Source organism: Acidovorax sp. 106 (assembly GCF_003663825.1).
Classification (GTDB): Bacteria; Pseudomonadota; Gammaproteobacteria; order Burkholderiales; family Burkholderiaceae_C; genus Acidovorax.
The window spans coordinates 510,857-533,528 of the sequence record NZ_RCCC01000001.1; the positions used below are offsets into that span (position 1 = coordinate 510,857).

Consider the following 22,672-nt stretch of genomic DNA (forward strand, 5'->3'; position numbering starts at 1 on the left):
TTTTTGCCACCAGGCAAACCGCAGATGCTATTATTTTTATAGCTTCCTGCGCTTTATTTATAAGCGATGGAAGCCAAAATCACCCACATCATGCCACCACAGGCGTGCGGATCAGGTGGTCAAACGCGCTCAGGGCTGCGGTGGCGCCCGCGCCTGCCGCAATCACGATCTGCTTGTAGGGCACCGTGGTGCAGTCACCGGCCGCAAACACGCCGGGCATGCTGGTGTGGCCCTTGGCGTCGATCACGATTTCGCCAAACTTGCTCAGCTCCAGCGTGCCCTTGAGCCATTCGGTGTTGGGCACCAGGCCAATCTGCACGAACACGCCTTCCAGCGGCACCAGGTGCTCCACGCCGGTGGCGCGGTCTTTGTACTTCAGGCCGTTGACCTTGCCGTCGGCACCGGTGATTTCGGTGGTCTGGGCATTGGTGTGGATGGTGACGTTGGGCAAGCTCTTGAGCTTGTTGACCAGCACGGCATCAGCCTTGAGCTGGTCGGCAAACTCGATCAGCGTGACGTGCGCCACCACGCCTGCCAAGTCGATGGCGGCCTCGACACCCGAGTTGCCGCCGCCGATCACCGCGGTGTGTTTGCCCTTGAACAGCGGGCCGTCGCAGTGCGGGCAATAGGCCACGCCTTTGTTCTTGTACTCGGCTTCGCCGGGAACGTTCACGTTGCGCCAGCGCGCGCCGGTCGACAGGATCACCGTCTTGGCCTTCAGGCTGCCGCCGTTGGCCAGCTGCACCTCGATCAGGCCACCGGGCTGCGCGGCAGGGATGATCTTGTCAGCGCGCTGCAGGTTCATGATGTCCACGCCATAGGCGCGGGTCTGCGCTTCCAGGGCGGCAGCAAACTTGGGGCCGTCGGTCTCCAGCACCGAGATGTAGTTCTCAATGCCCAGCGTGTCGTTGACCTGGCCGCCAAAGCGCTCGGCGGCCACGCCGGTGCGGATGCCCTTGCGGGCGGCGTATACCGCTGCTGCTGCACCGGCAGGGCCACCGCCGACGATGAGCATGTCGTACGCATCCTTGGCGCTGAGCTTGGCGGCTTCGCGGGCGGCAGAGCCGGTGTCCAGTTTGGCGACGATTTCTTCCAGCGTCATGCGGCCCGATCCAAACAGTTGGCCGTTCAAGAACACCATGGGCACGGCCATGATGTCGCGCTCGGTCACTTCGGCCTGGAAGGCACCGCCTTCGATCACCGTGGTCTTGACCTTGGGGTTCAAGATGGCCATGAGCGACAGCGCCTGCACCACGTCTGGGCAGTTGTGGCAGGTCAGGCTCATGTACATCTCGAAGTTGAAGTCGCCGTCCAGCGCCTTGATCTGGTCGATGACTTCTTGCTCCACCTTGGGCGGGTGGCCGCCCGTCCACAGCAGAGCCAGCACCAGCGAGGTGAATTCATGGCCCAGGGGCAGGCCAGCAAAGCGCAGGCTGTTGTCGCTGCCCACGCGCTGCAGGCTGAACGAGGGCTTGCGGGCGTCGTTGCCGTCGGTGCGCAGCGTGATCTTGTCGGCGCGCAGGGACTGGATGGTTTCGAGCAGCTCGCGCATCTCGCGGGCGGTTTCGCTGTCGTCCAGAGAAGCCACCAGTTCAAACGGCTGTTGCACGCGTTCCAGATAGGTCGAGAGTTGCGATTTGAGTTGGTCGTCGAGCATGGTGGCTTCCTAAAAATTCGAGTTGTGGTCTTGTAGGTTTAAGGGCAAGCGGCTGTGCTTTCAAGCCTGATTGCCAAATTCCGGGCGAAAAAAAGCCGGACGGCATGGCGCGAACGCCATGGCGCTGTCCGGCTTTGGGGAGCGCGCTGCCGTGGCGCGCGCTCAGCCGATGCAATGCAGGGCTTAGATCTTGCCGACCAGGTCCAGGGATGGAGCCAAAGTCTTGGCGCCTTCCTTCCACTTGGCGGGGCACACTTGGCCAGGGTTGGCGGCGGTGAACTGGGCAGCCTTGAGCTTGCGCAGGGTTTCCGACACGTCGCGGGCGATTTCGTTGGAATGGATTTCCAGGGTCTTGATCACGCCATCGGGGTTGATCACGAAGGTGCCGCGCAGTGCCAGGCCTTCTTCTTCAATGTGCACGCCAAAAGCGCGTGTCAGCTTGTGGGTTGGGTCGCCCACCAGAGGGAACTTGGCCTTGCCCACGGCGGGGGAGGTTTCGTGCCACACCTTGTGCGAGAAGTGCGTGTCGGTCGTCACGATGTAGACCTCTGCACCAGCGGCTTGGAAAGCAGCGTAGTTGTCAGCAGCGTCTTCGATTTCTGTGGGGCAGTTGAAGGTGAAAGCGGCAGGCATGAAGATCAGCACGGACCACTTGCCCTTCAGGCTTTCTTCCGTCACGGTGATGAATTCGCCCTTGCCATTGCGGTTCACAAAAGCTTCGGTCTTGAAAGGCTGGACTTGCGTATTGATCAGGGACATTGCTGTTTCCTTAAGGGTTGGTTGACTGAACAGGACTGAAGTCTAGGCGCATTGGAGTCATGCATCCAATTAATTGATTTCATTGAATCAATTGCCTGTGACTATTTTATGAAAGAGGATACGGTCTCCAAAAGGCCTGCGAATGCAAACGGTATTGCGCATCAAACGCAGCCAATGTGAACCCACAGGGGCTTGTGTTGTCAGCGCACTCACAGGCCCGGCACAATCGCGCATCCGCACAACAAACAAGGAAGGGGTCCCCCATGAAAGGCGACGCACAAGTCATCGCGCACCTGCAGGCGCAACTGAAGAACGAACTCACGGCCATCAACCAGTACTTCCTGCACTACCGCATGCTCAAGCACTGGGGCTTCGACAAGTTGGCCAAGAAGGAATACGAAGAGTCGATTGGCGAGATGAAGCATGCCGACTGGCTGATGGACCGCATCTTCATGCTGGACGGCCTGCCCAATCTGCAAGACCTGGCCAAGCTGCAAGTGGGTGAAGACGTGCCTGAGATCCTGGCCTGCGACCTGCGCGCAGAACAAGGCGCACAAGCCACCATCAAGGAAGGCATTGCCCACTGCGAAAGCGTGCGCGACTATGTCTCGCGCGACCTGCTGCAAAAGATCCTGGACGACACCGAAGAGCACATCGACTTTCTGGAAACCCAGATCGACCTGCTGGACAAAGTCGGTATCCAAAACTACCTGCAGTCGCAAATGGGCGACGCGGACTGACCACCGCAAGGCGCGCACAGCGCGCCATGGCTGCTGCGCAGCAGCACGCTCAACGGGCCCCGGCCCGTTTTTTTTCGCCCAGGCTTGGCCCACGCACCCGCCTTAGGTCGTTGCAATCTTGCGCCAACACAAGCAAATCTTTACAAAATGAATACGAATACTTCTCAATAAAAGTAGAATCGCGGCCCAGCAAGCCAGCATGACCGGAGCCAACCCGGTGAGCAGCCAGCCTTTGAATTGGTTCTAAGGACCACCCCAAACTGGAGCCCCTGCCATGCCGCGCCGCGCACTCTGCACCCACCGTTTTGCCCCACGGGTGCAGCCATGAAAACCGCCCGAGTCGATTGGCGGTACCGCCTCACCGTTGCCTCACGCACCCTGGCCGCTGCCGCCGGGGGCTATGCCGTGGCTGCGGCGTTTGCGGCTGCGCTGTCGCTGACCCTGGCACAGGCCATGCCCCGGGTGGACGCGGTGCTCACGGCCACCATGCTGGCCTGGCTGGCCTATGCAGCAGCGGTGGCCTGGGTGTTTTATGCGCGCACCAGCTGGGGCGCCTGGCTGGGCACGCTGGCCCCGGCGGCCGTGATGGGCGCTGTGGCCATGGGGCCGCGCTGGCTGGGGGCGGCCGGATGAGCACGATGCCAACCCCCGAGAGCGCCCTGCCCGCAAGCGCTTCAGCCCCAACCAAGACCAAAGCCAAGACACCGAACGACCGCGAGGGCTTTCGCCAAGCCATGTCGTGGCTGCACACCTGGGCCGGGCTGGTGCTGGGCTGGCTGCTGTTTGCCATCTTTCTCACAGGAACGTTGTCGTTCTTCCGAAACGAGCTGAACCTGTGGACGCACCCCGAGCTGCACGGGCTGCCTGCAACCGCCGCAGACACCGAGACGAACACGGCAGAAAAAGCCCTGGCCGCCCTGCACCGCAAGGTGCCCGATGTGACCCAATGGATCATGCACCTGCCCGACGAGCGCGACCCGGCCGTGAACGTGCTGTGGCGCGACACAGGCAATGGCCGCTTTGAAACCCTGCGCATGAACCCCCAAACGGGCGAGGCGGTGGACATCCGCCAGTCCATGGGGGGCGACTTTTTCTACCGCTTTCACTTTGAGCTGCGCACCGCGCAAAAAGGCCGCTGGACGCTGGAAGGCCGCTGGGTGGTGGGTGTGGCCACGCTGCTCATGTTCATCGCCCTGCTGACCGGGGTCGTCACGCACCGGCGCATCTTCAAGGACTTCTTCACCTTCCGCCCCACCAAAGGCGGCCAGCGGGCCTGGCTGGACGCGCACAACGTCTCGGGCGTGCTGGTGCTGCCGTTTTACCTGATGATCACTTTCAGCGGGCTGATGATCTTCCACTCGCTGTACCTGCCCAGCGGCATCGCCACGGCATATGTCGGGGCCGATGGCAAGGTGGACTCGAACACCTACTTTGCCGACCTGCAGGGCGACAAGCCCGAGCGCCGGGCACGGCGCGACCCAGGGGCCAAGGTCGAGCCCCTGCCGCTGGTGCCCGTGGCCACCATCGTGGCCGCCGCACAAAAGCATTGGGAGGGCGGGCGCATTGGAGCCATCCAGGCGCGGCGCGACACCAAGGGCAATCCGGTGGTGGAAGTCACCCGCCACGAGGGCGACCGCCTGCAATACCGCCCGCCCCGCCTGCTGTTTGATGCCACCACCGCGCAACCCATTGCCGAGGCCAATCCCACCAGTGCTGGCATCACCACCTACGGCGTGCTGTATGGGCTGCACATGGCCCGCTTTGCGGGCACGGGCCTGCGCTGGACGCTGTTTGGCTTTGGCCTGCTGGGCAGTTTGATGATTGCCACCGGCATGGTGCTGTGGTCCGTCAAGCGCAGCGCGCAGGCCCAGCGCAAGAGCGCCGCCCAGACCACACCGCGCCTACCGCTGGGCGAGCGCTTGGTGGCCGGCCTGAACATTGCCACCCTGGCGGGCCTGCCGCTGGCCTGTGGCGTGTTCCTGGCCGCCAACCGGCTGCTGCCGCTGGCCCTGCCCGAGCGTGCCGACACCGAGCTGGCCTGCTTCTTTGCCACCTGGGCCCTGGCCTTGGTGTGGGGCCTGCTGTGCCCCCGGCGTGTGGGCTGGACCGTGGTGGTGGCCCTGGCCGCTGCGGTGTGGGCCTTGCTGCCCCTGCTCAATGCCTTGACCACATCCACCCACCTGGGCATCACCTTGCCTGCGGGCGACTGGACCTGGGCGGGGCTGGACCTGGCCTTTTTGGCCACCGGCGCCGTGCTGGGCGCGGTAGCGTGGCACCTGCACCGCCGCCAGCCGACCAAGGCGTCTCCCACCCAACGGGCCGCCCGCACCTTCACGGCAGCACCCCAAGCCCCCGCACCGGCGGCGCATGCCCTGCCCAACGCGGCCTCAGAAATCACAGCAGGAACCTGAACCCATGTCTGCCTTCCTGTTTTGCTTTGCGGCCTGGCTGGCCATGGCCCTGGGCATGGACAAACACCACGAAGACGCGCTGGGCCAAGAGGCCACCGCCACACGCCTGCGTACGCTGCGCCGCGTGGGCTGGGTGATCTTGCTGGCCTCGTTGTGGCTGGCCACCCGCACGCCACCGGGCTTGCCAGCCTCCATCGGTGTCACGGTGTGGGCCGCAGCCCTGTCGGTGGCGGCCGTGGCGGCCACCGCCACCGTGACCTGGTTGCCCCAGCGTGCCCCCCCACTGGGCGCCACAGCGCTGGCGGCAGGGCTGCTGGCGTACTTCAGCGGGTTTTAGCGTCCCTGCGGCATCAGCAGCCGCTGGCATTCCCCCATTCCCAGCAGCGTCACTGGCGCAGGCCGCCGCCTGCGCGGCTGTGCTGCACCCCTGTGATTCATCCACTCTCCGTCAGGAATCTCGTATGCGTTCATCCTCCCTGTCGCCCGCAATGCGGCACACCGCGCCCTTGGCCCACACCCTCAGCCCACTGGCATCCGCCGTGCTGCTGCTGGCCTGCGGCACCGCACTGGCCCAAAGCACCCCAGCCGACAGCGCCGCACCCAAAGCACTGGGTGAAGTCACCATCAAAGCCGCGCCGCAAGACGACACCTACGCCCCCACGGCCACCTCCACCGCCACCAAAGGCAGCGCCCCCTTGCGCGATGTGCCACAGGCCGTGAACGTGGTGCCTGCCCAGTTGCTGCGCGACCAGGGTGCCCGCTCGATGGAAGACGCGCTGCGCAACGTTCCCAGTGTGGCCATGAGCCACGGCGATGGTCAGCGCGACCAGGTGGTGATTCGCGGCTTCACCGCCATTGCCGACCAGTTTGTGGACGGGGTGCGCGACGACGCGCTGTACTTCCGCGACCTGGCCGACATCGAGCGCATCGAAGTGCTCAAGGGCCCGGCCGCCGTGCTGTATGGGCGCGGGTCTTCGGGCGGCCTCATCAACCGCGTCACCAAAAAGCCGCAGTTTGGCGAGACCTCTGGCGAAGCCTCGGTGGGCGTGGGCAGTTTTGACTATCGCCGCGCCACGGCCGACCTGAACGTGGGCATCAGCGATGCGGCGGCCTTTCGCCTCAATGCCGCCGTGGAAGACTCTGGCAGCTACCGCGACCAGCAGTTTGTGAAGCGCCACAACTTTGCCCCATCGCTGGCCCTCAAGCTCGCGCCGCAAACCGATTTGCTGCTGCAATACACCCACGCCCGCGACAAGCGCCTGACGGACTTCGGCATCCCGGCGCTGAACGGGCGCCCGGTCAACGTGGCGGCCAGCACCTACTACGGCTCCAGCAACGCCGCGCAGGACGACACCACCACCAGCGCCATGCAGTCGTTCACCGCCACGCTCAACCACCGCTTTAACGACGACTGGTCGGTGCGCAATGTGACCCGTGCCTACGACTACAGCCTGGACCGCTATAACACCCTGCCCGGTGGCACCACCGACCCCGTCGCCATGACCGTGGGCCGCACCCGAGCCTTCATCCTGCGCGACGAGAAGGGTGTGTTCAACCAGACCGATGTGACCTGGCGCAACCAGCTCGGCGGGCTCAAGCAAGAGTGGCTGATGGGCATGGAGCTGGGCCAGCAAAAGAAGCGCTCGGAATCCGTCTCGGGCGGGGCCGACCGGGTGTCCATCCTCAACCCCAGTGGCGCAGCCCCAGTCATCCCGGCGGCCAACTTCAACGCCGACAGCGCCATCCCCAGCCACACCACGCAGGACACCGCCGCGCTGTATTGGCAGGACCAGATCACCCTGGCCCCCCAGTGGAAGGCCCTGGTGGGTGCACGCTACGACGTGTACGGGCAAGAGACGCGTTTTGACCGCAAGCTCGCCACGCTCTCGCGCACCGACAAAAAGCTCAGCCCCCGCGCCGGTCTGGTGTGGCAGCCCAGCGATACCGTCTCGTACTACGTGTCGTACAGCAAGTCGTTCCAGCCCTCGGCCGAGGCCTTTGCCCTGGCCACCAACATCACGGCGGCCGAGCCAGAAATCACCCAGAACAAAGAAATTGGCGTGAAGCTGGACCTGCTCGATGGCAAGCTGAACCTGACGGGCGCCCTGTTCAACCTGGAGCGCACCAACATCAAGAACACCGACCCCGCCAACCCATCGCGCCAGATCAACGTGGGCACGCAGCGCACCAATGGCTTTGAGCTGACCGCCAACGGCCGCCTGCCTGGCCGCTGGGATGTGAGCGCGGGCTACGCCTACCTGGACGGCCGCATGACCAAGTCGCTGGCCACCACCACCTCGTCGCAGCTGCCCACCGCCGCCGTGCCAGCGCTGGGCAAGGTACCCGCCCTCACGCCCCGCAACAGCGCCTTTGCCTGGGTGATGAAAGACCTGGGCCAGGGCCTGCGCCTGGGCGGCGGTGTGAACCATGTGGGTGAACGCTTCACCTCGCTCACCAACCTGGTCACCCTGCCCGCCTACACCACGGTGGATGCGGCCCTGCAGTACACGCTGGGCCAATGGGACCTGGACGTGAACGTGAAGAACCTGGCCAACCGCAAGTACTACGTATCGAGCCACGGCAGCAACGACAACCTGATCCTGCCGGGCTCGCCCCGCGCCCTGCAGGTCACGCTGCGCACGCACTTCTAACCACCGCGCGCAAACCGGCGTGCGCATCGCTCGCGCACGCCATTTCAAGCGAAACAGGCCTCCAGCGCTTTACCAATAAGCGCAAGCAGCTACAAATTCAATAGCAAATTTTCAAACACCGAGGAGGAGAAGCACCATGCGCATGCACCCACTGGCCCTTGCGGTCTCGCTGCTGGCCACCATGGCCACGGCCCAGCAAACCCAGGCACAGACCACCACCGCACTGCCCGAGGTGAAGGTGACCGACGGTGCCGACAGCGCTGCCACCGAAGGCTCGGGCCAGTACACCGCCCGCGAGGTGAGCGTGGGCAAGCTGGTGCAGTCGCCGCGCGAAACGCCGCAGTCGATCAGCGTCATCACGCGCCAGCGGCTCGATGACCTGAACATCACCAAACTCGAAGATGCCGTCAAGCAGACCACCGGCGTGAGCGTGACACGGCTGGACGGCGCGGGCAACTACAACACCATCCAGGCCCGTGGGTTCGACATCGGCGCCATCCAGCTCGACGGCATTGCCATCCCGCAGGGCGCCAACTTTGCGACCGCGCTGGACACCGCCATCTACGACCGCATCGAAGTGCTGCGCGGCCCATCGGGCCTGCTGCAAGGCGCGAGCGAACCGGGCGGCACCATCAACCTGGTGCGCAAGCGTACACGCAGCCAGCTGGGCCTGTCTGCCAATCTGTCCGCAGGCTCGTGGGACATGCGCCGCGCTGATGTGGACATCACAGGGGCGCTCAACGCCTCAGGCAGCCTGCGCGGGCGGCTGGTGGTGGTCTCTGATGAGCGCAACAGCTTTGTGGACACGCTGTCCAACAACAAACAAGCGGGCTACGGCACGGTGGAGCTGGACATCAACGCGGCCACCACGCTGTCGGTGGGCCACACCCGCCAGCGCGTGCGCGCTACCATCGACCAGGGCCTGCCCGCCTATGCCGACGGCCGCCTGCTCGACGTGCCCCGCTCCACCTTTGCCGGGCTGGCACGCAACCTGCAAAACCTGGACACCACCGACACCTTTGCCGAGCTGGAACACCGCCTAACCAACGGTGGGCTGGTGAAGCTGGCGGCACGCCAGGTGCAGCGCGATTCGTTCTACAGCGCTGCACGCGCCAACTCGGCCGTGGCCGCCAATGGCAACTATCAGGTGCAGACGGTGGACTACCTGCAAGACAACACCGACCGCAACTACGACGCCTACCTGACAACCCCCATACAGTGGATGGGCCGCACCCACCGCGTGCTGCTGGGCGCCAGCCACAGCCAGAACAACAGCCTGGGTGGCAACTATGTGTATGGCCCCACGTCCACCGCCAACATCTTTGCACCCAACTACACCGCCCCCTACCCCGTGCTGACGCTGCCCGGGTATGACAGCGACACCCGCCGCACCGAGAACGCGATGTACGGCCAGGCCCAGCTGAGCCTGACCGACCGCGCACGCCTGCTGGTGGGCGGGCGCCTGTCGTGGGCCAAGGTAGAGACCGAGCGCCTGAGCGACGGCAAGATCACCTCCACCGCCAACCCGGGGCGGCAGTTCATCCCGTCCGTGGCGGCACTGTATGACTTGAACGCACAGACCACGGCCTACGCCAGCTATGCCGAGACGATGGTGGTGCAGTCGGCGCTGACGTCTGCCGGCAGCCTGCTGCCCCCGCGCACCGGCTCGCAGGTCGAGCTGGGGGTGAAGGGCGAATTCCTGAACAAGCGCCTGCAGGCCCATGCCGCGGTGTTCCGCATCCTTGACAGCGACCGTGCCATTGCCGACCCGGTGGTGACCACCGCGTCCATCCCGGGCGGCAAGGTACGCAGCCAGGGCCTGGAGATGGAAGTGAGCGGCCAGGTGGCGCCCGGCTGGGATGTGCTGGCGGGCTACGCCTACACGGCCACCAAGTACCTGCAGGCACCCGCTGCGCAGCAAGGCCAGGTGTTCAGCCCTGTCACCCCACGCCACAGCCTGAACCTGTCCACCCGCTACGCCTTGCGCAGCCCCGGCTTGCAGGGCTGGAGTGTGGGCGGTGGCGTGTCGTATCGCAGCGAGTTCTACGCACAAAGTGGCGCGCTGCGGCTGGTGTCGGGCGACTATGCGTTGCTCAACGCCCAGGTGGCCTACCAGATCAATGACCGCGTGGGCGTGAGCCTGACGGTGGACAACCTGCTGGACAAGACGTACTACGAAAAAGTAGGCAGCTTGGGCCGCCAGAACTTCTATGGGGAGCCCCGCCGCATCACCGTGGCACTGAAGGCCCGGTACTAGAACCCGACCCCACGCACGGGCAGAGCGCGACGCCTCGGCCGTGAACGGCCGCTATACGGATGAGGTGAGAGGCTGGATTGGGCCCTGAGCTGTCGGTCAGTGCACAGCCACAAAGCCGTCGTTCGACGATGAACGACTCCATGGCGTGGCACAGCCCCATGCGCAAAGCTATAGTGTTCGGAACGAATTCGCTCACGGACCAAATCCAGCAACCGTGTGGCGCGCAACACAGGAGGGGTGGCGGGTTTCATGGCTGAATTTAGCAGTGCTTTTTCATGCAGCACACGTGCCACAAAGCTAGGCTACAAGCCCCTTGCGGCGTTTTCTGCGTGCCAGTTTAGAACGCAAGCGTCATATATGGCCTGCGGCTTGGTGCGGTCTACACTACGTTAAAGCTCAGCCATGCTCACTTGGGACCTCGAAGATTGGATCACGGACGTGGGCGCCGACCTCGTCGAAAAGCGCTGCGCCAACGCATCGAATTTCACGACCATGGAGTCCGCCGTGTACGAGATTTGGCTGCTCGATACAGAGGCACGCAACGGTGGGGTCTCGCAGTACTTTTGCAATCATGGGCTTCAGCAATGGGCCGCTTGCCAAACTGCGGCCGTTGCAGTCGGCCTGAGTTCGTTTCATGCGTTTTCCGATGCGCTGAACGCCATCATTGGCACAGCGCAAGACCCGTACGAAGTGATCCGAGCGCAAGGTGATCCGGCAGAGGATCTTTGGTATTCCTATCAGTCGGCTGTGGTCCAAGAGTTGAGGGGGCTATACCCAAATGCGCTTTAACCTTTTGGTCAAGCGGACCTGCGCCATCCCATGAGAACCATCCGCATCGACGGCACGAAGATTAAAGACCCGGTGTCATTCTTTGACGAGTTCGCCCGTGTGTTTGGTTTCCCCGCATTTTTCGGCCGAAACATGGATGCATGGATTGACTGCATGACTAACTTGGACGAGGAGTTCAATGCTGTTTGCGTTCAGCCAGGTGAACTGGTGTGCGTCGCGCTCGATGGGGCAGCAGACTTCAAGGCGCAATGCCCGGAGATGTTCCAAGCATTTGTAGAGTGCGCATCGTTCGTGAATTGGCGGCGTCTTGAGATTGGCGAGCCGGCAATTCTTGTGGTGTCATTCAATGTCTAGTCGCTGGCGAAAGACAGGCATGGCTAACCCGTTGCTTAACCTGACCTACAACGGCATGCCGCCTACGGGCCTCATTTCATTCTGGCCCTTCGGAGTCCTGCCGTCGCGGGCCGGTTAGCTCGAACGCTGAATGTCTGCTTCTCGATCCCCGCAGCGACTGCTCCTGGCCGAATTCTGCCTTACGCAAACAGATACGAAACACTCCCCGATTGACTTGCCAGTGCGGGCAACCGGGGCTGGCATTCATGGCAAGGTGGCTCATGACAATTGCAAGGGTTGAAACACCATTGCAACGGACCATTTCCTCATATCTCCCTTCAGCCCACGACTTCCCGATTTATCGCACCAACGGTGATGGGTGTTTTCTCAACGTCCTTCCGTGTGGGCCGCACGCCACACGTCATGGCAACCCGGGCGGATCTGCCCGCTTGAAAGCATAAAAAGAACCATTCTCATTTAGAATGAAAAGCTTGCGCATAGGCTGCCACGCCGTTGCCCCCTTTGCCAACCGCCCCGCCACCAGGGCCAAGACGCGGGGGCTGGGATGGAAGGCCTGCGCAAAGGCCTGATGCACTTTGCACGCATCAGCCAGCAAGCCAGCAGTGCAGGCCACGCCCACTGCAGCCAGCACCCCTTGTGTCCAACACCCCTCTTACCGGGAACGTTCGGCCTTGTCTCTGGCTTGCTCTGCGTGGGTGCAACGGCTTTTGGCTGCGCAATCAACCACTGCTGGGCACAGAGCTCAGGTCGGCGCACCGTGCAGCTGCCGCCACCATGCTTTCGCCCACCGCCCTGCGCCGCTGGTCCTGGACCCACAAATGGTCCAGCCTGATCTGCACCCTTTTCATGCTGCTGCTGTGCATTACCGGGCTGCCGCTCATCTTTCACCATGAGATCGGCCACCTGCTGGGCACTGAGGTGGAAGCGCCCCCCATGCCTGCCGGCACCCCGCGCGCCAGCCTCGACCAGGTGCTGGCTGCCGCGCGGGCCGAGTACCCCGATCGGGTGGTGCAGTTCGCCTCGCAGTCGGATGAAGACGATGCCCTGTGGTTCGTCACCCTCACGCCCACGCCCGCCCCCACCGAAGACTTCAAATCCATCGCCGTGGATGGCCGCACCGCGCAGGTCCTGGCGCGGCGACCGGTGGACCAGGGATTCATGTATGTGATGTCCCGCCTGCATGTAGACCTGTTTGCCGGGCTGGCGGGCAAGCTGTTCCTGGGGCTGATGGGTTTGCTGCTGCTGGTGGCCATCGTCACCGGCGTGGTGCTGTATGCCCCCTTCATGCGCAAGCTGGCGTTTGGTGAGGTGCGGCGCACCAAGTCGCCCCGGCTGAAGTGGCTGGACCTGCACAACCTGCTGGGCATCGTCACCGTGGTGTGGGCGCTGGTGGTGGGTGGCACCGGCATGATCAACACCTGGGCCGACCTGATGATCAAGTACTGGCAGTACGACAAGCTCTCGGCCCTGCTGGCACCCTATGCGGGCCAGCCCACGGTGCCTGCCGCCGAGCGCAGCGCGCTGCAGCCCGCGCTGGACGCCGCCCTGGCACATGCACCGGGCATGAAGCTCTCGTTCATTGCATTCCCGGGCACCACGTTATCCAGCCCGCACCACAACACCTTCTTGCTGCGGGGCAACACGCCGCTGACTTCGCGCCTGCTGCAGCCGGTGCTGGTGGATGCACGCACAGCCCAGGTCACCGCCGCGCCGCAACTGCCGTGGTACCTCACGGCCCTGCTGGTCTCGCAACCCCTGCACTTTGGCGATTACGGCGGCATGCCCATGAAGGTGCTGTGGGCCCTGCTGGACATTGCCACCATTGTGGTGCTGGGCAGTGGCCTGTACCTGTGGCTGCGCCGCAAGGCCCCCGCTACGGCGGGCAGCAACGCCGCCCAGCCGGGCTCGTCCAACACGCCTGCAGCCTCGGCGCAAGGAGCCTCCGCATGAAGACGCTATCACCCTTCTGGGCCCTATGGGGCTGGCCCATCGCCCTGGCCGTGCTCACCGCCACAGGCCTTGCCAGCGCACTGGTGTCGGACACCTGGGGCGACTGGTGGGCCTGGTGGGCACTGGGCCTGCCCACGCTGGTGATGGGCTGGCACGCCTGGCCCCGCAAGCACGCCCGATCTCCGCAGGACGACCCGCGCTGAAGCCCTGTACCCACGGTACCGCCCGTACGTCTCTGCTCTCCTGCCTTGATTTCTCCACCCCTGACCTAAGCCAACTTTTCATGCACAGCCAACACCGTCACCTGATCCGCCCCGTGGCACTTGCCACCGCCCTGACTTGCATGCTGGCGTGGCCCGTTGCCCACGCTCAAGGAGCGTCAGACACATCAGCGGCAACCCCTGCAGGGACGAGTGCCCAGGGCAACAAGAGCCTGCCCACCATCACCGTCAACGCCAGTGCCGACGCATCGGCCCAAGGCCTCTCGCCCGCCTACCCCGGCGGCCAGGTGGCACGCGGTGCGCGTGCGGGCATTCTGGGCACGCGCGATGCGATGGACACGCCGTTCTCCGCCATCAGCTACACCAACGAATTGATCCTGGATCGCCATGCCCGCAGTGTGGGAGACGTGCTGCAAAACGACCCCACCGTGCGCGTGGCGCGCGGCTTTGGCAACTTCCAGGAAACCTATTTCATCCGCGGCTTCCTGCTCGACTCGGACAACACCGCCTTCAATGGCCTGTACAGCCTGCTGCCCCGCCAGTACATCGCCACCGAACTGTTCGAGCGGGTGGAAGTGCTGCGCGGCGCATCGGCCTTTTTGAACGGTGCCAGCCCCGCAGGGGGCGGCATTGGCGGCAGCATCAACCTGCTGCCCAAACGCGCGCCCAACGAACCGTTGAACCGTGTGAGCTTTGGCGTGGGCAGCGGCGGCAGCACCCAGCTGGCGGCAGACATTGCCCGCCGCTTTGGGCCGGATGGCAGCACCGGCGTGCGCCTGAATGCAGCCACGCACAGCGGCGGCACCGCCATCAACGACGAAGACGCCAAGCTGGGCCTGCTGGCCGTGGGCCTGGACTGGCGCAGCCGCGATGTGCGCCTGTCGGGCGACATAGGCTGGCAAGACCACAAGCTCAAGCGCACCCGCACCAACGTGACGCTGGGTGCCAATGTGACCAGCGTGCCCGCCGTGCCCGACAACCAGGGCAACCACGCCCAGCCCTGGAGCTACTCGAACGAGCGCGACACCTTCGGCACCTTCCGTGGTGAATGGGACATCAGCCCAGACATGACCGCATGGGCCGCTGCTGGCGCACGCCGCAGCGACGAGGCCAACTCGCTGGCCAACATCACCGTCAACAACGGCACCACGGGCGCTGCCACCACCTACCGCTTTGACAACACGCGCAAAGACAGCGTCAACACCGGCGAGCTGGGCGTGCGCGGCAAGCTGCTCACCGGCAGCGCGGGGCACGAATGGGTCGCCACCGCATCGGTGTACGACTTTGAAAAGAAGAACGCCTACGCCATGGACTGGGGCAACACCCAGGCCACCAACCTGTATGGCCCCGTGTCCACCAACCTGCCCGCCTTCAGCGCGGGCACGCTGTACGGCGGCAACCTGGCCAACCCACTGCGCACCGGCACCACGCGCCTGACCAGCGTTGCCGTGGGCGACACGCTCACGCTGTTGGACAAACGCCTGCTGCTGACCGCAGGCGTGCGCCATCAGAAAATCGACATCGGTAACTATGCCTACGGCACGGCCGCGCTGACCAGCCGCTACGAGCAAAGCCGCACCAGCCCCTTGCTGGCTGCCGTGTACAAGCTCGACAAAAGCGTGTCGCTGTACGCCAACTACGTGGAAGGGCTGAGCCAAGGCCAAACCGCGCCCAGCACCGCCGCCAACCGGGGCGAGATGCTCAGGCCCTACGTCGCCAAGCAAAAGGAAGTGGGCGTGAAGTACGACGCGGGCCGCGTGGCGGGCAGCCTGGCCTTCTTCAGCACCGACAAGCCTCGCGCCTTTTTGAACACCAGCAATGTGTTCGGCACCTACGGTAAAGACCGCCACCAGGGCCTGGAGCTGGCCGTACAGGGCGAAGCCACCAAGGGCCTGCGCCTGCTGGGCGGCCTGACCTGGCTGGACGCCAAGCAGCAGACCACCGGCTCGGCCACCACCGATGGCAAGCGCGTGATTGGCGTGCCCGAAGTGCAGGCCAACATCGGCGCTGAATGGGATGTGCCCGGCGTGCGCGGCCTGGCTGTGGACGGCCGCCTGGTGCACACCGGATCGAGCTACGCCAACGCCACCAACACGCTGAAGGTAGGCGGCTGGAACCGACTGGACCTGGGCGTGCGCTACCTCACCGAAGTGCAGGGCAAGCTCGTCACCCTGCGCCTGCGCATCGACAACGTGACCGACAAGAGCTACTGGGCCTCGGTGGGCGGCTACCCCGGATCGGGCTACCTGACGGTGAGCGCACCGCGCAGCCTGAGCCTGAGCGCCAGCGTGGACTTCTGAACACCCCCGCCCGTGGCGGGCAGCAGCAGCGCACACCGGTACCGGCACCGGGTGCGCGTGCCAATTCAAGCCAAAACAGCCACCCACGCTTGATTTACTAGCGCAGGCAGCTATCAAAACATGAGCATCTAAATCCCCACCTCGTGGGGCTGGATGTGCTCGCCCTGTGATTTCTGCAAACCCGTTTTAACCAACCGCAAGGAGCTGACTGCCATGAACCACCGTTTGAACCAACGTCTGAACACCCGCACCCCAGGCCTGACCCGTACCCTGCTGGCCGCCGCCCTGCTGACCACCACCGGCCTGGCTGCGCAGGCCCACCAGGTGTGGCTGGAGAACACTGGCGGCCAGGCCAAGCTGCACTTTGGTGAATACAACGACAACGTGCGCGAAACCTCGCCCGGCCTGCTCGACAAGTTCAAGGGCGTGCCTGTGCTAGAGCAATCGGTAGCCGGTGCCAAGCAGCGCGTGGAAGGCCAGCTCACCAAAGAAGCCTTTACCTACACCGCCGCAGCCAATGCAGAAACCCTGTTTGCCGACGCCGCCTACCCCGTGATCGACCGCACCAAGGCCAACCTGCCCCCGCTGCTGTGGAAGCCCACCGCCCGCTGGGTGGCCAGCCTGGCCCAGCCCGTGGCCCCCACCGCCGCGCTGGACCTGGTGCCCACCGGCAAGCCCGGCCAACTGAAGGTCGTGTTCAACGGCGCCCCGCTGCCCAAGGCCAAGGTCGAGCTGGTGTCTCCATCAGGCTGGGCGCGTGAAGCCACCAGCGGTGACGACGGCACCGTCACCTTCGCCCTGCCCTGGAAGGGCCAGTACGTGGCCGAAGTCAAGCACAGCGACAAAACCCCTGGCGAGGCCCAAGGCCAGAAGTGGGGCGAAGTGAGCCACCTCATCACGCTGAGCTTTGTACAAGCCGAAGGCATGGCATCGCCCGCGCTGCCTGCGGCGCACGCGCACTGAAGGCTGGCGCTGGCGCAACCACCTGCCACGGCCAGCCCATTCATCAAAAATGGCTGTGGCGCAAGCAAAACATGCGCTGGCAGCTATGAATTAAATAGCAATACAGCCTCCACCCCATCCCTCTACACACCGATGTAAGTCCCAATGAACCACACAGCCCATCTCGCACGGCGGCCTGCACGCACGGCCGTGGCGCACGCTACCTTCTTGCTGCTGTGCGCCTGTGCCGCACAAGCACAAACCTCCACGGCTGCCCCCGCATCGGCCATTGCCACCGACAAAGCACTGCCCTCCGTCACCGTCAACGCCGCACCCGACGGTGGCGAAACCGCCACCAGCCCCGTCACCGGCTTTGTGGCCAAGCGCGCATTGAGCGCCACCAAAACCGACACGCCCTTGCTGGAGACCCCGCAGGCCATCAGCGTGATCACACGCGACCAGATGGAAGCCCAGGGCGTGCAGACCTTGCGCCAAGCCACCGCGTACACCGCCGGGGCAGTGTCGAATTACTTTGATAGCCGGGTGGACAGCTTCAAGGCACGGGGCAGCGACGTGACGCAGTACCAGGACGGGCTGCTGCGCGTCTACGGCACCTACAACACCAGCCGGCCCGATCCCTACACGCTGGAGCGGGTGGAGTTTTTGCGCGGCCCCACCTCGGTGTTGTATGGGCAGGGCAGCGTGGGCGGGGTGCTCAACCTCAGCAGCAAGCGGCCCCAGGCCGAGCCATTGCGCGAAGTGCAAGTGCAGCTGGGCAACTACAGCCGCAAGCAGATCGCTACCGACCTCACGGGCGCGCTGGACCAGGAGGGCCAGTGGCTCTACCGTCTGGTGGCCATCGGCCGCGACAGTGGCAGCCAGGTCAACCATGTGGACGATGACCGCGTGGTGCTGATGCCCTCACTCACCTGGAAGCCCAACGCCGCCACCTCGCTCACGCTGCAAGGCTTGCACCAAAAGGACAAGAGTGGCTCGCTGATCGGTTTCTTCCCCTGGCAAGGTACGCAACTGCCCAACCGCTATGGGCAGATCCCCACCAACACCTTTATCAGCGAACCGGGCTGGGACGCTTACGACACCACCAACAACTCCTGGGGCTACCTCTTCAGCCACCAGTTCAACAGCGACTGGACCCTGCGCCAGAACCTGCGTCGCACCGTGAGCGAAGTGGACTACCGCACCATCTACACCAGCTTCACCGCCAACGCGGCCACTGGCCGCCCCGCACGTCCCGTCTTCAACAGCGATGGTCGCACCCTGGTGCGCGATGCGGTCTGGCAGTTCAATACCGGCCGCATGCTGCTGATCGACACGCAGTTGGAAGGCAAGCTCAAGGCAGGCAGCACCGAGCACAACCTGCTCACCGGCATCGACATCCAGCGCAACCACACTGGGCAACAGTCCTGGCGCTCGGTAGCCCCCGCCATCGACGTCTACAACCCCGTGTACGGCAACTTCACACCGCCCACAGCATCGCAGCTGGGGCATCAACCCAATGTGGTTCAAAAGCAGCTGGGCTTTTACGCGCAAGACCAGATCCAATGGGGCCGCTGGACGGCCACGCTGGGCCTGCGCCACGACAGCGCCCAGACCGACACCGAAGGCCGCCCAGCGGCAGCTGTGGACGACAAGGTGTGGACCAAGCGCGCGGGCGTTACCTACCAGATGGATGGCGGCTGGGCACCCTATGCGGGCTACTCCGAATCCTTCCAACCCCTGGGCGGCGTTGACGTGTACGGCACGGCCTACAAGCCCCAACGCGGCGAGCAGTGGGAGGCTGGCGTGAAGTGGCAGCCGCCGGGCCAGGGCATCAGCGCCTTTGCCGCCGTGTACACCCTGCGCGAGAAAAACCGCAAGACCACCGACCCCAGCAACCCGCTCAACAGCCTGCAGATTGGCGAGGTGAAGGTCAACGGGTTTGAAACCGAAGTGCAGGCCAGCCTGGCACGCCAGTGGGACTTCACCCTGGCCTACGCCTACACCGACGCCAAAATCGGCCGCAGCAACGCAGGCGACCAGGGCCAACCCGTGGCCAGTGTGCCCAAACACACCGCTTCGGCCTGGCTGAGCCACCGCTTTGCCGCCGAAGGTCGCGGTGGCTGGACGGTGGGCGCAGGCGTGCGCTACACCGGCTCGCAGTGGAGCGGCACCACCGCCGTCAGTACCCCGGCAGCCACCATTGCAGACGCCATGGTTGCTTACGACGCTGGCGACTGGCGTGTGGCCTTCAATGTGGTGAACCTGGCGGACAAGGTGCAAATCACCCAGTGCCTGGCACGCGGTGACTGCTTCTATGGGCAGGCGCGCACGTACACGCTGACTTCGACCTATCGGTTCTGAAGCGCAAACAAGCACCGCTCCCCAATGCCAAGGCGAGATCGCCCTGGCACTGGGGCCGCCAGCAGAGCCTGACACCCTCCGTCAAGCCAGATCAGCCACCACGCGGTATCCCCAGACCGATGCACCGTCGGTCGATCACTCCCGTCTTTCGCCAACGGTTGCTCAACGTTCTACCCATGTAAAAAGCCATGACCACATTCACCACCCATCGGCCCACTTTGACTGCCGTGGCGCAAGCCACCTTGGCGCTGCTGTGCGCCTGCACTGCCCAGGCGCATGCTCAGACGCAAAGCACACCAGCTCCTGCCGCTGACAAAGCCCTGCCCTCCGTCACCGTCAACGCCACACCCGAAAGCGGCGAAACCGCCACCGGCCCCGTCACCGGCTTTGTGGCCACGCGCGCCTTGAGTGCCACCAAGACCGACACACCACTGCTCGAAACCCCGCAGGCCATCAGCGTGATCACGCGCGACGAGATGGAGGCGCAAGGCGCGCAAACGCTGCGCCAGGCCACGGCATACACCACCGGGGTCGTGTCCAACTATTTCGACAGCCGCCAGGACACGTTCTCGGCACGGGGCAACGACCTGTCGCAATACCTGGACGGGCTGCTGCGCCAGACCGGCTACTGGAACGACACCCGCCCCGACCCCTACACGCTGGAGCGGGTCGAGGTGCTGCGCGGGCCATCGTCTGTGCTGTACGGCAAGGGCACCGTGGGCGGCGTGCTAGCGCTGACCACCAAAAAACCTCTGGCTGAAACGCAACGCGAGGTGCAAATCGAACTGGGCAGCCACAGCCGCAAGCAAATCGCGGCCGACCTGACAGGAGCCATCGACAAGGATGGTGAGTGGCTCTATCGCCTGGTGGCGGTGGGGCGCGACAGCGACACCCAGGTGGACTATGTCAAGGACGACCGGGTGGTGATTGCCCCGTCGCTGACCTGGAAGCCCAACGCCGCCACATCGCTCACGTTGCAAGCCACCCACCAGCGCGACAAGAGCGGTTCGCTCATCGGCTTCTTTCCATGGCAAGGCACGGTGCTGCCCAACACCTACGGCCAGATTCCGACGTCCCGCTTCAATGGCGAACCAGGCTGGGATGCCTACAACGCCAGCAGCGACGCCATTGGCTACCAGTTCAGCCACCAACTGAGCGACGCCTGGACGCTGCGCCAGAACCTGCGCCGCACGGTCAGCGATGTGGACTACAGGACACTTTGGACCAGCTTTTCGCCGCGCCCCGTGTTCACGGCAGACAACCGTACCGTCCAGCGCGATGCCAACTGGCATTTGGGCAACGTGCGCATGCTGCTGGTAGACACCCAGTTGCAAGGCAAGCAGCAGTGGGGCAGCACAGAGCACAACCTCCTGATGGGCATGGACGTACAACGCGTGCGCTCGGGCGTGTCGGACTGGTACCAGACAGACGCTGCGGACCTGGACCTCTACAACCCCGTCTATGGCAACTTCACCCCGCCCACTGCCGCAGACCTGACACAGCATCCCGGTGTGAGCGAGCGCCAGCTGGGTTTCTATGCCCAAGACCAGATCCGCTGGAACGCCTGGACCTTCACGCTGGGACTGCGCCACGACAAGGCCCGCTCTGCCACCGACGGCAGCCCCGAGGCAGCGTCCGAAGACAAGGCCTGGAGCAAACGCGCGGGTGCCACCTACCAGCTGGGTAACGGCTGGGCGCCGTACGTGAGTTATGCAGAGTCGTTCCTTCCGCTGGGCGGCGTTGACTTTTACGGCAAGCCCTACAAACCCACGCGCGGCAAGCAGTGGGAGGCGGGCGTGAAATGGCAACCCCCAGGCCAGGGCATCAGCGCCTACGCAGCCGCATACCAACTGCGCGAGACCAACCGCAAAACCACCGACCCCGCCAACCCCATGAACAGCCTGCAAGTGGGCGAAGCCAAGGTGCGCGGCCTGGAGGCCGAAGTGAAAGCCAGCCTGGCCCGTCATTGGGACGTGAGTCTGGGCTACGCGTACACCGACGCCCGCATCTCGCGCAGCAACGACGGAGATCAGGGCCAGCGGCTGGAGAGCGTGCCAAAACACACCGCATCGGCCTGGCTGAGCCACCGCTTTGCCGCCGAAGGCCGTGGCGGCTGGACGGTGGGGGCAGGCGTGCGCTACACCGGATCGCAGTCGAGCAGTAGCGGCAGCTATGCGATTGGCACACCAGCAGCCACCATCGCAGACGCCATGCTGGGCTACGACGCAGGCGACTGGCGCGTGGCATTCAACGTGGTGAATCTGACGGACAAGGTGCAAATCACCCAGTGCCTGGCGCGCGGGGACTGCTTCTATGGGCAGGCGCGGACGTACACGCTGACGTCGACGTACCGCTTCTGAGGCACATCAAACCACGTATCAAGCACCGCTGAATCCGCTGGGGGCTGCGGCCTTGGTAAAGGGGCGCTGCACAGTGCAACACCTGCCGCAGCCCCAGCCAGGCTCACCCCTCCAGAGCCACAGGCCGGGTGCGTGGCCGACGCACTGGCGCTGCACGGCGCCACGCCTTGAGCACATGCCGCACCGCCCGGTCCAGGGCTTCGTCCAGCGCGGTGCGCCAATCCCCGGCCACGGACGACACCACCACCTCGCCCGCGCCATCGGTGCGCAAGGCAATCTGGCAGCGTTTGTCCAGCCCGCCGCGTGGGCCGTTCACATCGACCAGTTGCACATCCGCCCGGGGCACCAGGGCATTCAAACGCCGCAGTGCAAACCGTACACGGCGCTCCACGGTTTCTCGCATCAAAGCGGCTTCAGGATGACGGGACTTGAAAAGTATCTGCATCAGCGTTCTCCTTGGTTGGAGCCCCCACCTTAGCCCCGCACAGGCCCGCGTTACAGCAGGAATTTTCAGAACGTAGCATCCAAAAAACCTGGCCTGACACAAAGCGGATTGCAGCGCTCACTTCGGTAAAACCGCAGCACGCCGCATAGAAAAGCTGCTTGGTTGCATGGGCGCTAGGCCACACATTCAAGGCTGTGTCCACCACCTTGGAGATGCCCCATGAAGACCTACCGAACCCTGCGTCCCACACTTGTGCAGCGGCTACAGGCTTTGCGCGAAACAGTCATGCACCAGGCCATGCAATGGCTGTGGCAGTGGTCGCAGCGCAGCAGCCGCGCACAGCGGCCTGCCCTGGTGCCTGTGCGCATCAGCGACGAGAGGAACGCCCCACACCGCCCGGCGCCGCGCCAACGCCAGCGCTTTCGCCCCTACGCCGACTGACCACGGCATCGCCCCACCACTTCACACTTTGCTA

At 64.4% G+C, this 22,672-nt stretch carries 18 protein-coding genes; 15 read left to right on the forward strand and 3 right to left on the reverse strand.

Annotated elements, in window-relative coordinates; all coding sequences use genetic code 11:
* Positions 1–88: 88 nt before the first annotated feature.
* Positions 89–1,657, reverse strand: coding sequence for an alkyl hydroperoxide reductase subunit F (gene ahpF / locus C8C98_RS02245; RefSeq protein WP_121452955.1), 1,569 nt, complete (start codon positions 1,655–1,657; stop codon positions 89–91).
* A gap of 183 nt (positions 1,658–1,840) precedes the next feature.
* Positions 1,841–2,416, reverse strand: a complete 576-nt coding sequence (ahpC, locus tag C8C98_RS02250) for an alkyl hydroperoxide reductase subunit C (RefSeq protein ID WP_121452956.1) — start codon at positions 2,414–2,416, stop codon at positions 1,841–1,843.
* A 263-nt stretch (positions 2,417–2,679) separates the two neighbouring features.
* Between ahpC and bfr the strand changes: the two genes are divergently transcribed.
* From bfr to C8C98_RS02330, 14 genes are all read left to right on the forward strand, one after another.
* Entirely contained in the window at positions 2,680–3,156 is a 477-nt protein-coding gene (gene bfr / locus C8C98_RS02255) for a bacterioferritin (protein ID WP_099656295.1), read from the forward strand.
* Positions 3,157–3,480: 324 nt separating this feature from the next.
* Positions 3,481–3,789: a DUF3649 domain-containing protein gene (locus C8C98_RS02260; protein WP_121452957.1), complete on the forward strand. Its 309-nt coding sequence runs from the start codon at positions 3,481–3,483 to the stop codon at positions 3,787–3,789.
* 5 nt (positions 3,790–3,794) lie between these two features.
* The gene (locus C8C98_RS02265; RefSeq protein ID WP_121455968.1) at positions 3,795–5,567 is read left to right on the forward strand and encodes a PepSY-associated TM helix domain-containing protein; all 1,773 of its coding nucleotides are present in this window, start codon (positions 3,795–3,797) and stop codon (positions 5,565–5,567) included.
* Between the two features lie 4 nt (positions 5,568–5,571).
* Positions 5,572–5,904 (forward strand): DUF3325 domain-containing protein, encoded by a 333-nt coding sequence (locus C8C98_RS02270; RefSeq protein WP_121452958.1) that lies wholly within the window; start codon positions 5,572–5,574, stop codon positions 5,902–5,904.
* Between the two features lie 124 nt (positions 5,905–6,028).
* Positions 6,029–8,218 (forward strand): TonB-dependent siderophore receptor, encoded by a 2,190-nt coding sequence (locus C8C98_RS02275; protein WP_233574426.1) that lies wholly within the window; start codon positions 6,029–6,031, stop codon positions 8,216–8,218.
* A 136-nt stretch (positions 8,219–8,354) separates the two neighbouring features.
* Entirely contained in the window at positions 8,355–10,475 is a 2,121-nt protein-coding gene (locus C8C98_RS02280; protein ID WP_121452960.1) for a TonB-dependent siderophore receptor, read from the forward strand.
* Positions 10,476–10,877: 402 nt separating this feature from the next.
* Positions 10,878–11,264, forward strand: coding sequence for a DUF4375 domain-containing protein (locus C8C98_RS02290; protein WP_121452961.1), 387 nt, complete (start codon positions 10,878–10,880; stop codon positions 11,262–11,264).
* A gap of 30 nt (positions 11,265–11,294) precedes the next feature.
* Complete coding sequence (locus tag C8C98_RS02295; RefSeq protein WP_121452962.1) at positions 11,295–11,618, forward strand: barstar family protein; 324 nt, start codon at positions 11,295–11,297, stop codon at positions 11,616–11,618.
* Between the two features lie 774 nt (positions 11,619–12,392).
* On the forward strand, positions 12,393–13,568 hold the full coding sequence (locus C8C98_RS02305) for a PepSY domain-containing protein (RefSeq protein WP_121452964.1): 1,176 nt from the start codon (positions 12,393–12,395) through the stop codon (positions 13,566–13,568).
* Positions 13,565–13,771, forward strand: a complete 207-nt coding sequence (locus tag C8C98_RS02310) for a hypothetical protein (protein ID WP_121452965.1) — start codon at positions 13,565–13,567, stop codon at positions 13,769–13,771. Before C8C98_RS02305 ends, C8C98_RS02310 begins: the two co-directional genes overlap by 4 nt.
* 80 nt (positions 13,772–13,851) lie before the next feature.
* Complete coding sequence (locus tag C8C98_RS02315) at positions 13,852–16,089, forward strand: TonB-dependent receptor (RefSeq protein ID WP_370450304.1); 2,238 nt, start codon at positions 13,852–13,854, stop codon at positions 16,087–16,089.
* A gap of 213 nt (positions 16,090–16,302) precedes the next feature.
* Positions 16,303–17,052 (forward strand): DUF4198 domain-containing protein, encoded by a 750-nt coding sequence (locus tag C8C98_RS02320; protein WP_121452966.1) that lies wholly within the window; start codon positions 16,303–16,305, stop codon positions 17,050–17,052.
* Positions 17,053–17,196: 144 nt separating this feature from the next.
* Complete coding sequence (locus C8C98_RS02325; RefSeq protein WP_121452967.1) at positions 17,197–19,392, forward strand: TonB-dependent siderophore receptor; 2,196 nt, start codon at positions 17,197–17,199, stop codon at positions 19,390–19,392.
* 188 nt (positions 19,393–19,580) lie between these two features.
* Positions 19,581–21,752, forward strand: a complete 2,172-nt coding sequence (locus tag C8C98_RS02330; RefSeq protein WP_121452968.1) for a TonB-dependent siderophore receptor — start codon at positions 19,581–19,583, stop codon at positions 21,750–21,752.
* A gap of 103 nt (positions 21,753–21,855) precedes the next feature.
* Here C8C98_RS02330 and C8C98_RS02335 read toward each other — a convergent pair whose 3' ends face one another.
* The gene (locus tag C8C98_RS02335) at positions 21,856–22,197 is read right to left on the reverse strand and encodes an HPF/RaiA family ribosome-associated protein (protein WP_121452969.1); all 342 of its coding nucleotides are present in this window, start codon (positions 22,195–22,197) and stop codon (positions 21,856–21,858) included.
* Between the two features lie 219 nt (positions 22,198–22,416).
* On the opposite strand from C8C98_RS02335, the gene C8C98_RS02340 reads away from it, so the two are divergent.
* The gene (locus C8C98_RS02340) at positions 22,417–22,638 is read left to right on the forward strand and encodes a hypothetical protein (RefSeq protein ID WP_121452970.1); all 222 of its coding nucleotides are present in this window, start codon (positions 22,417–22,419) and stop codon (positions 22,636–22,638) included.
* The last annotated feature ends 34 nt before the right edge of the window (positions 22,639–22,672 follow it).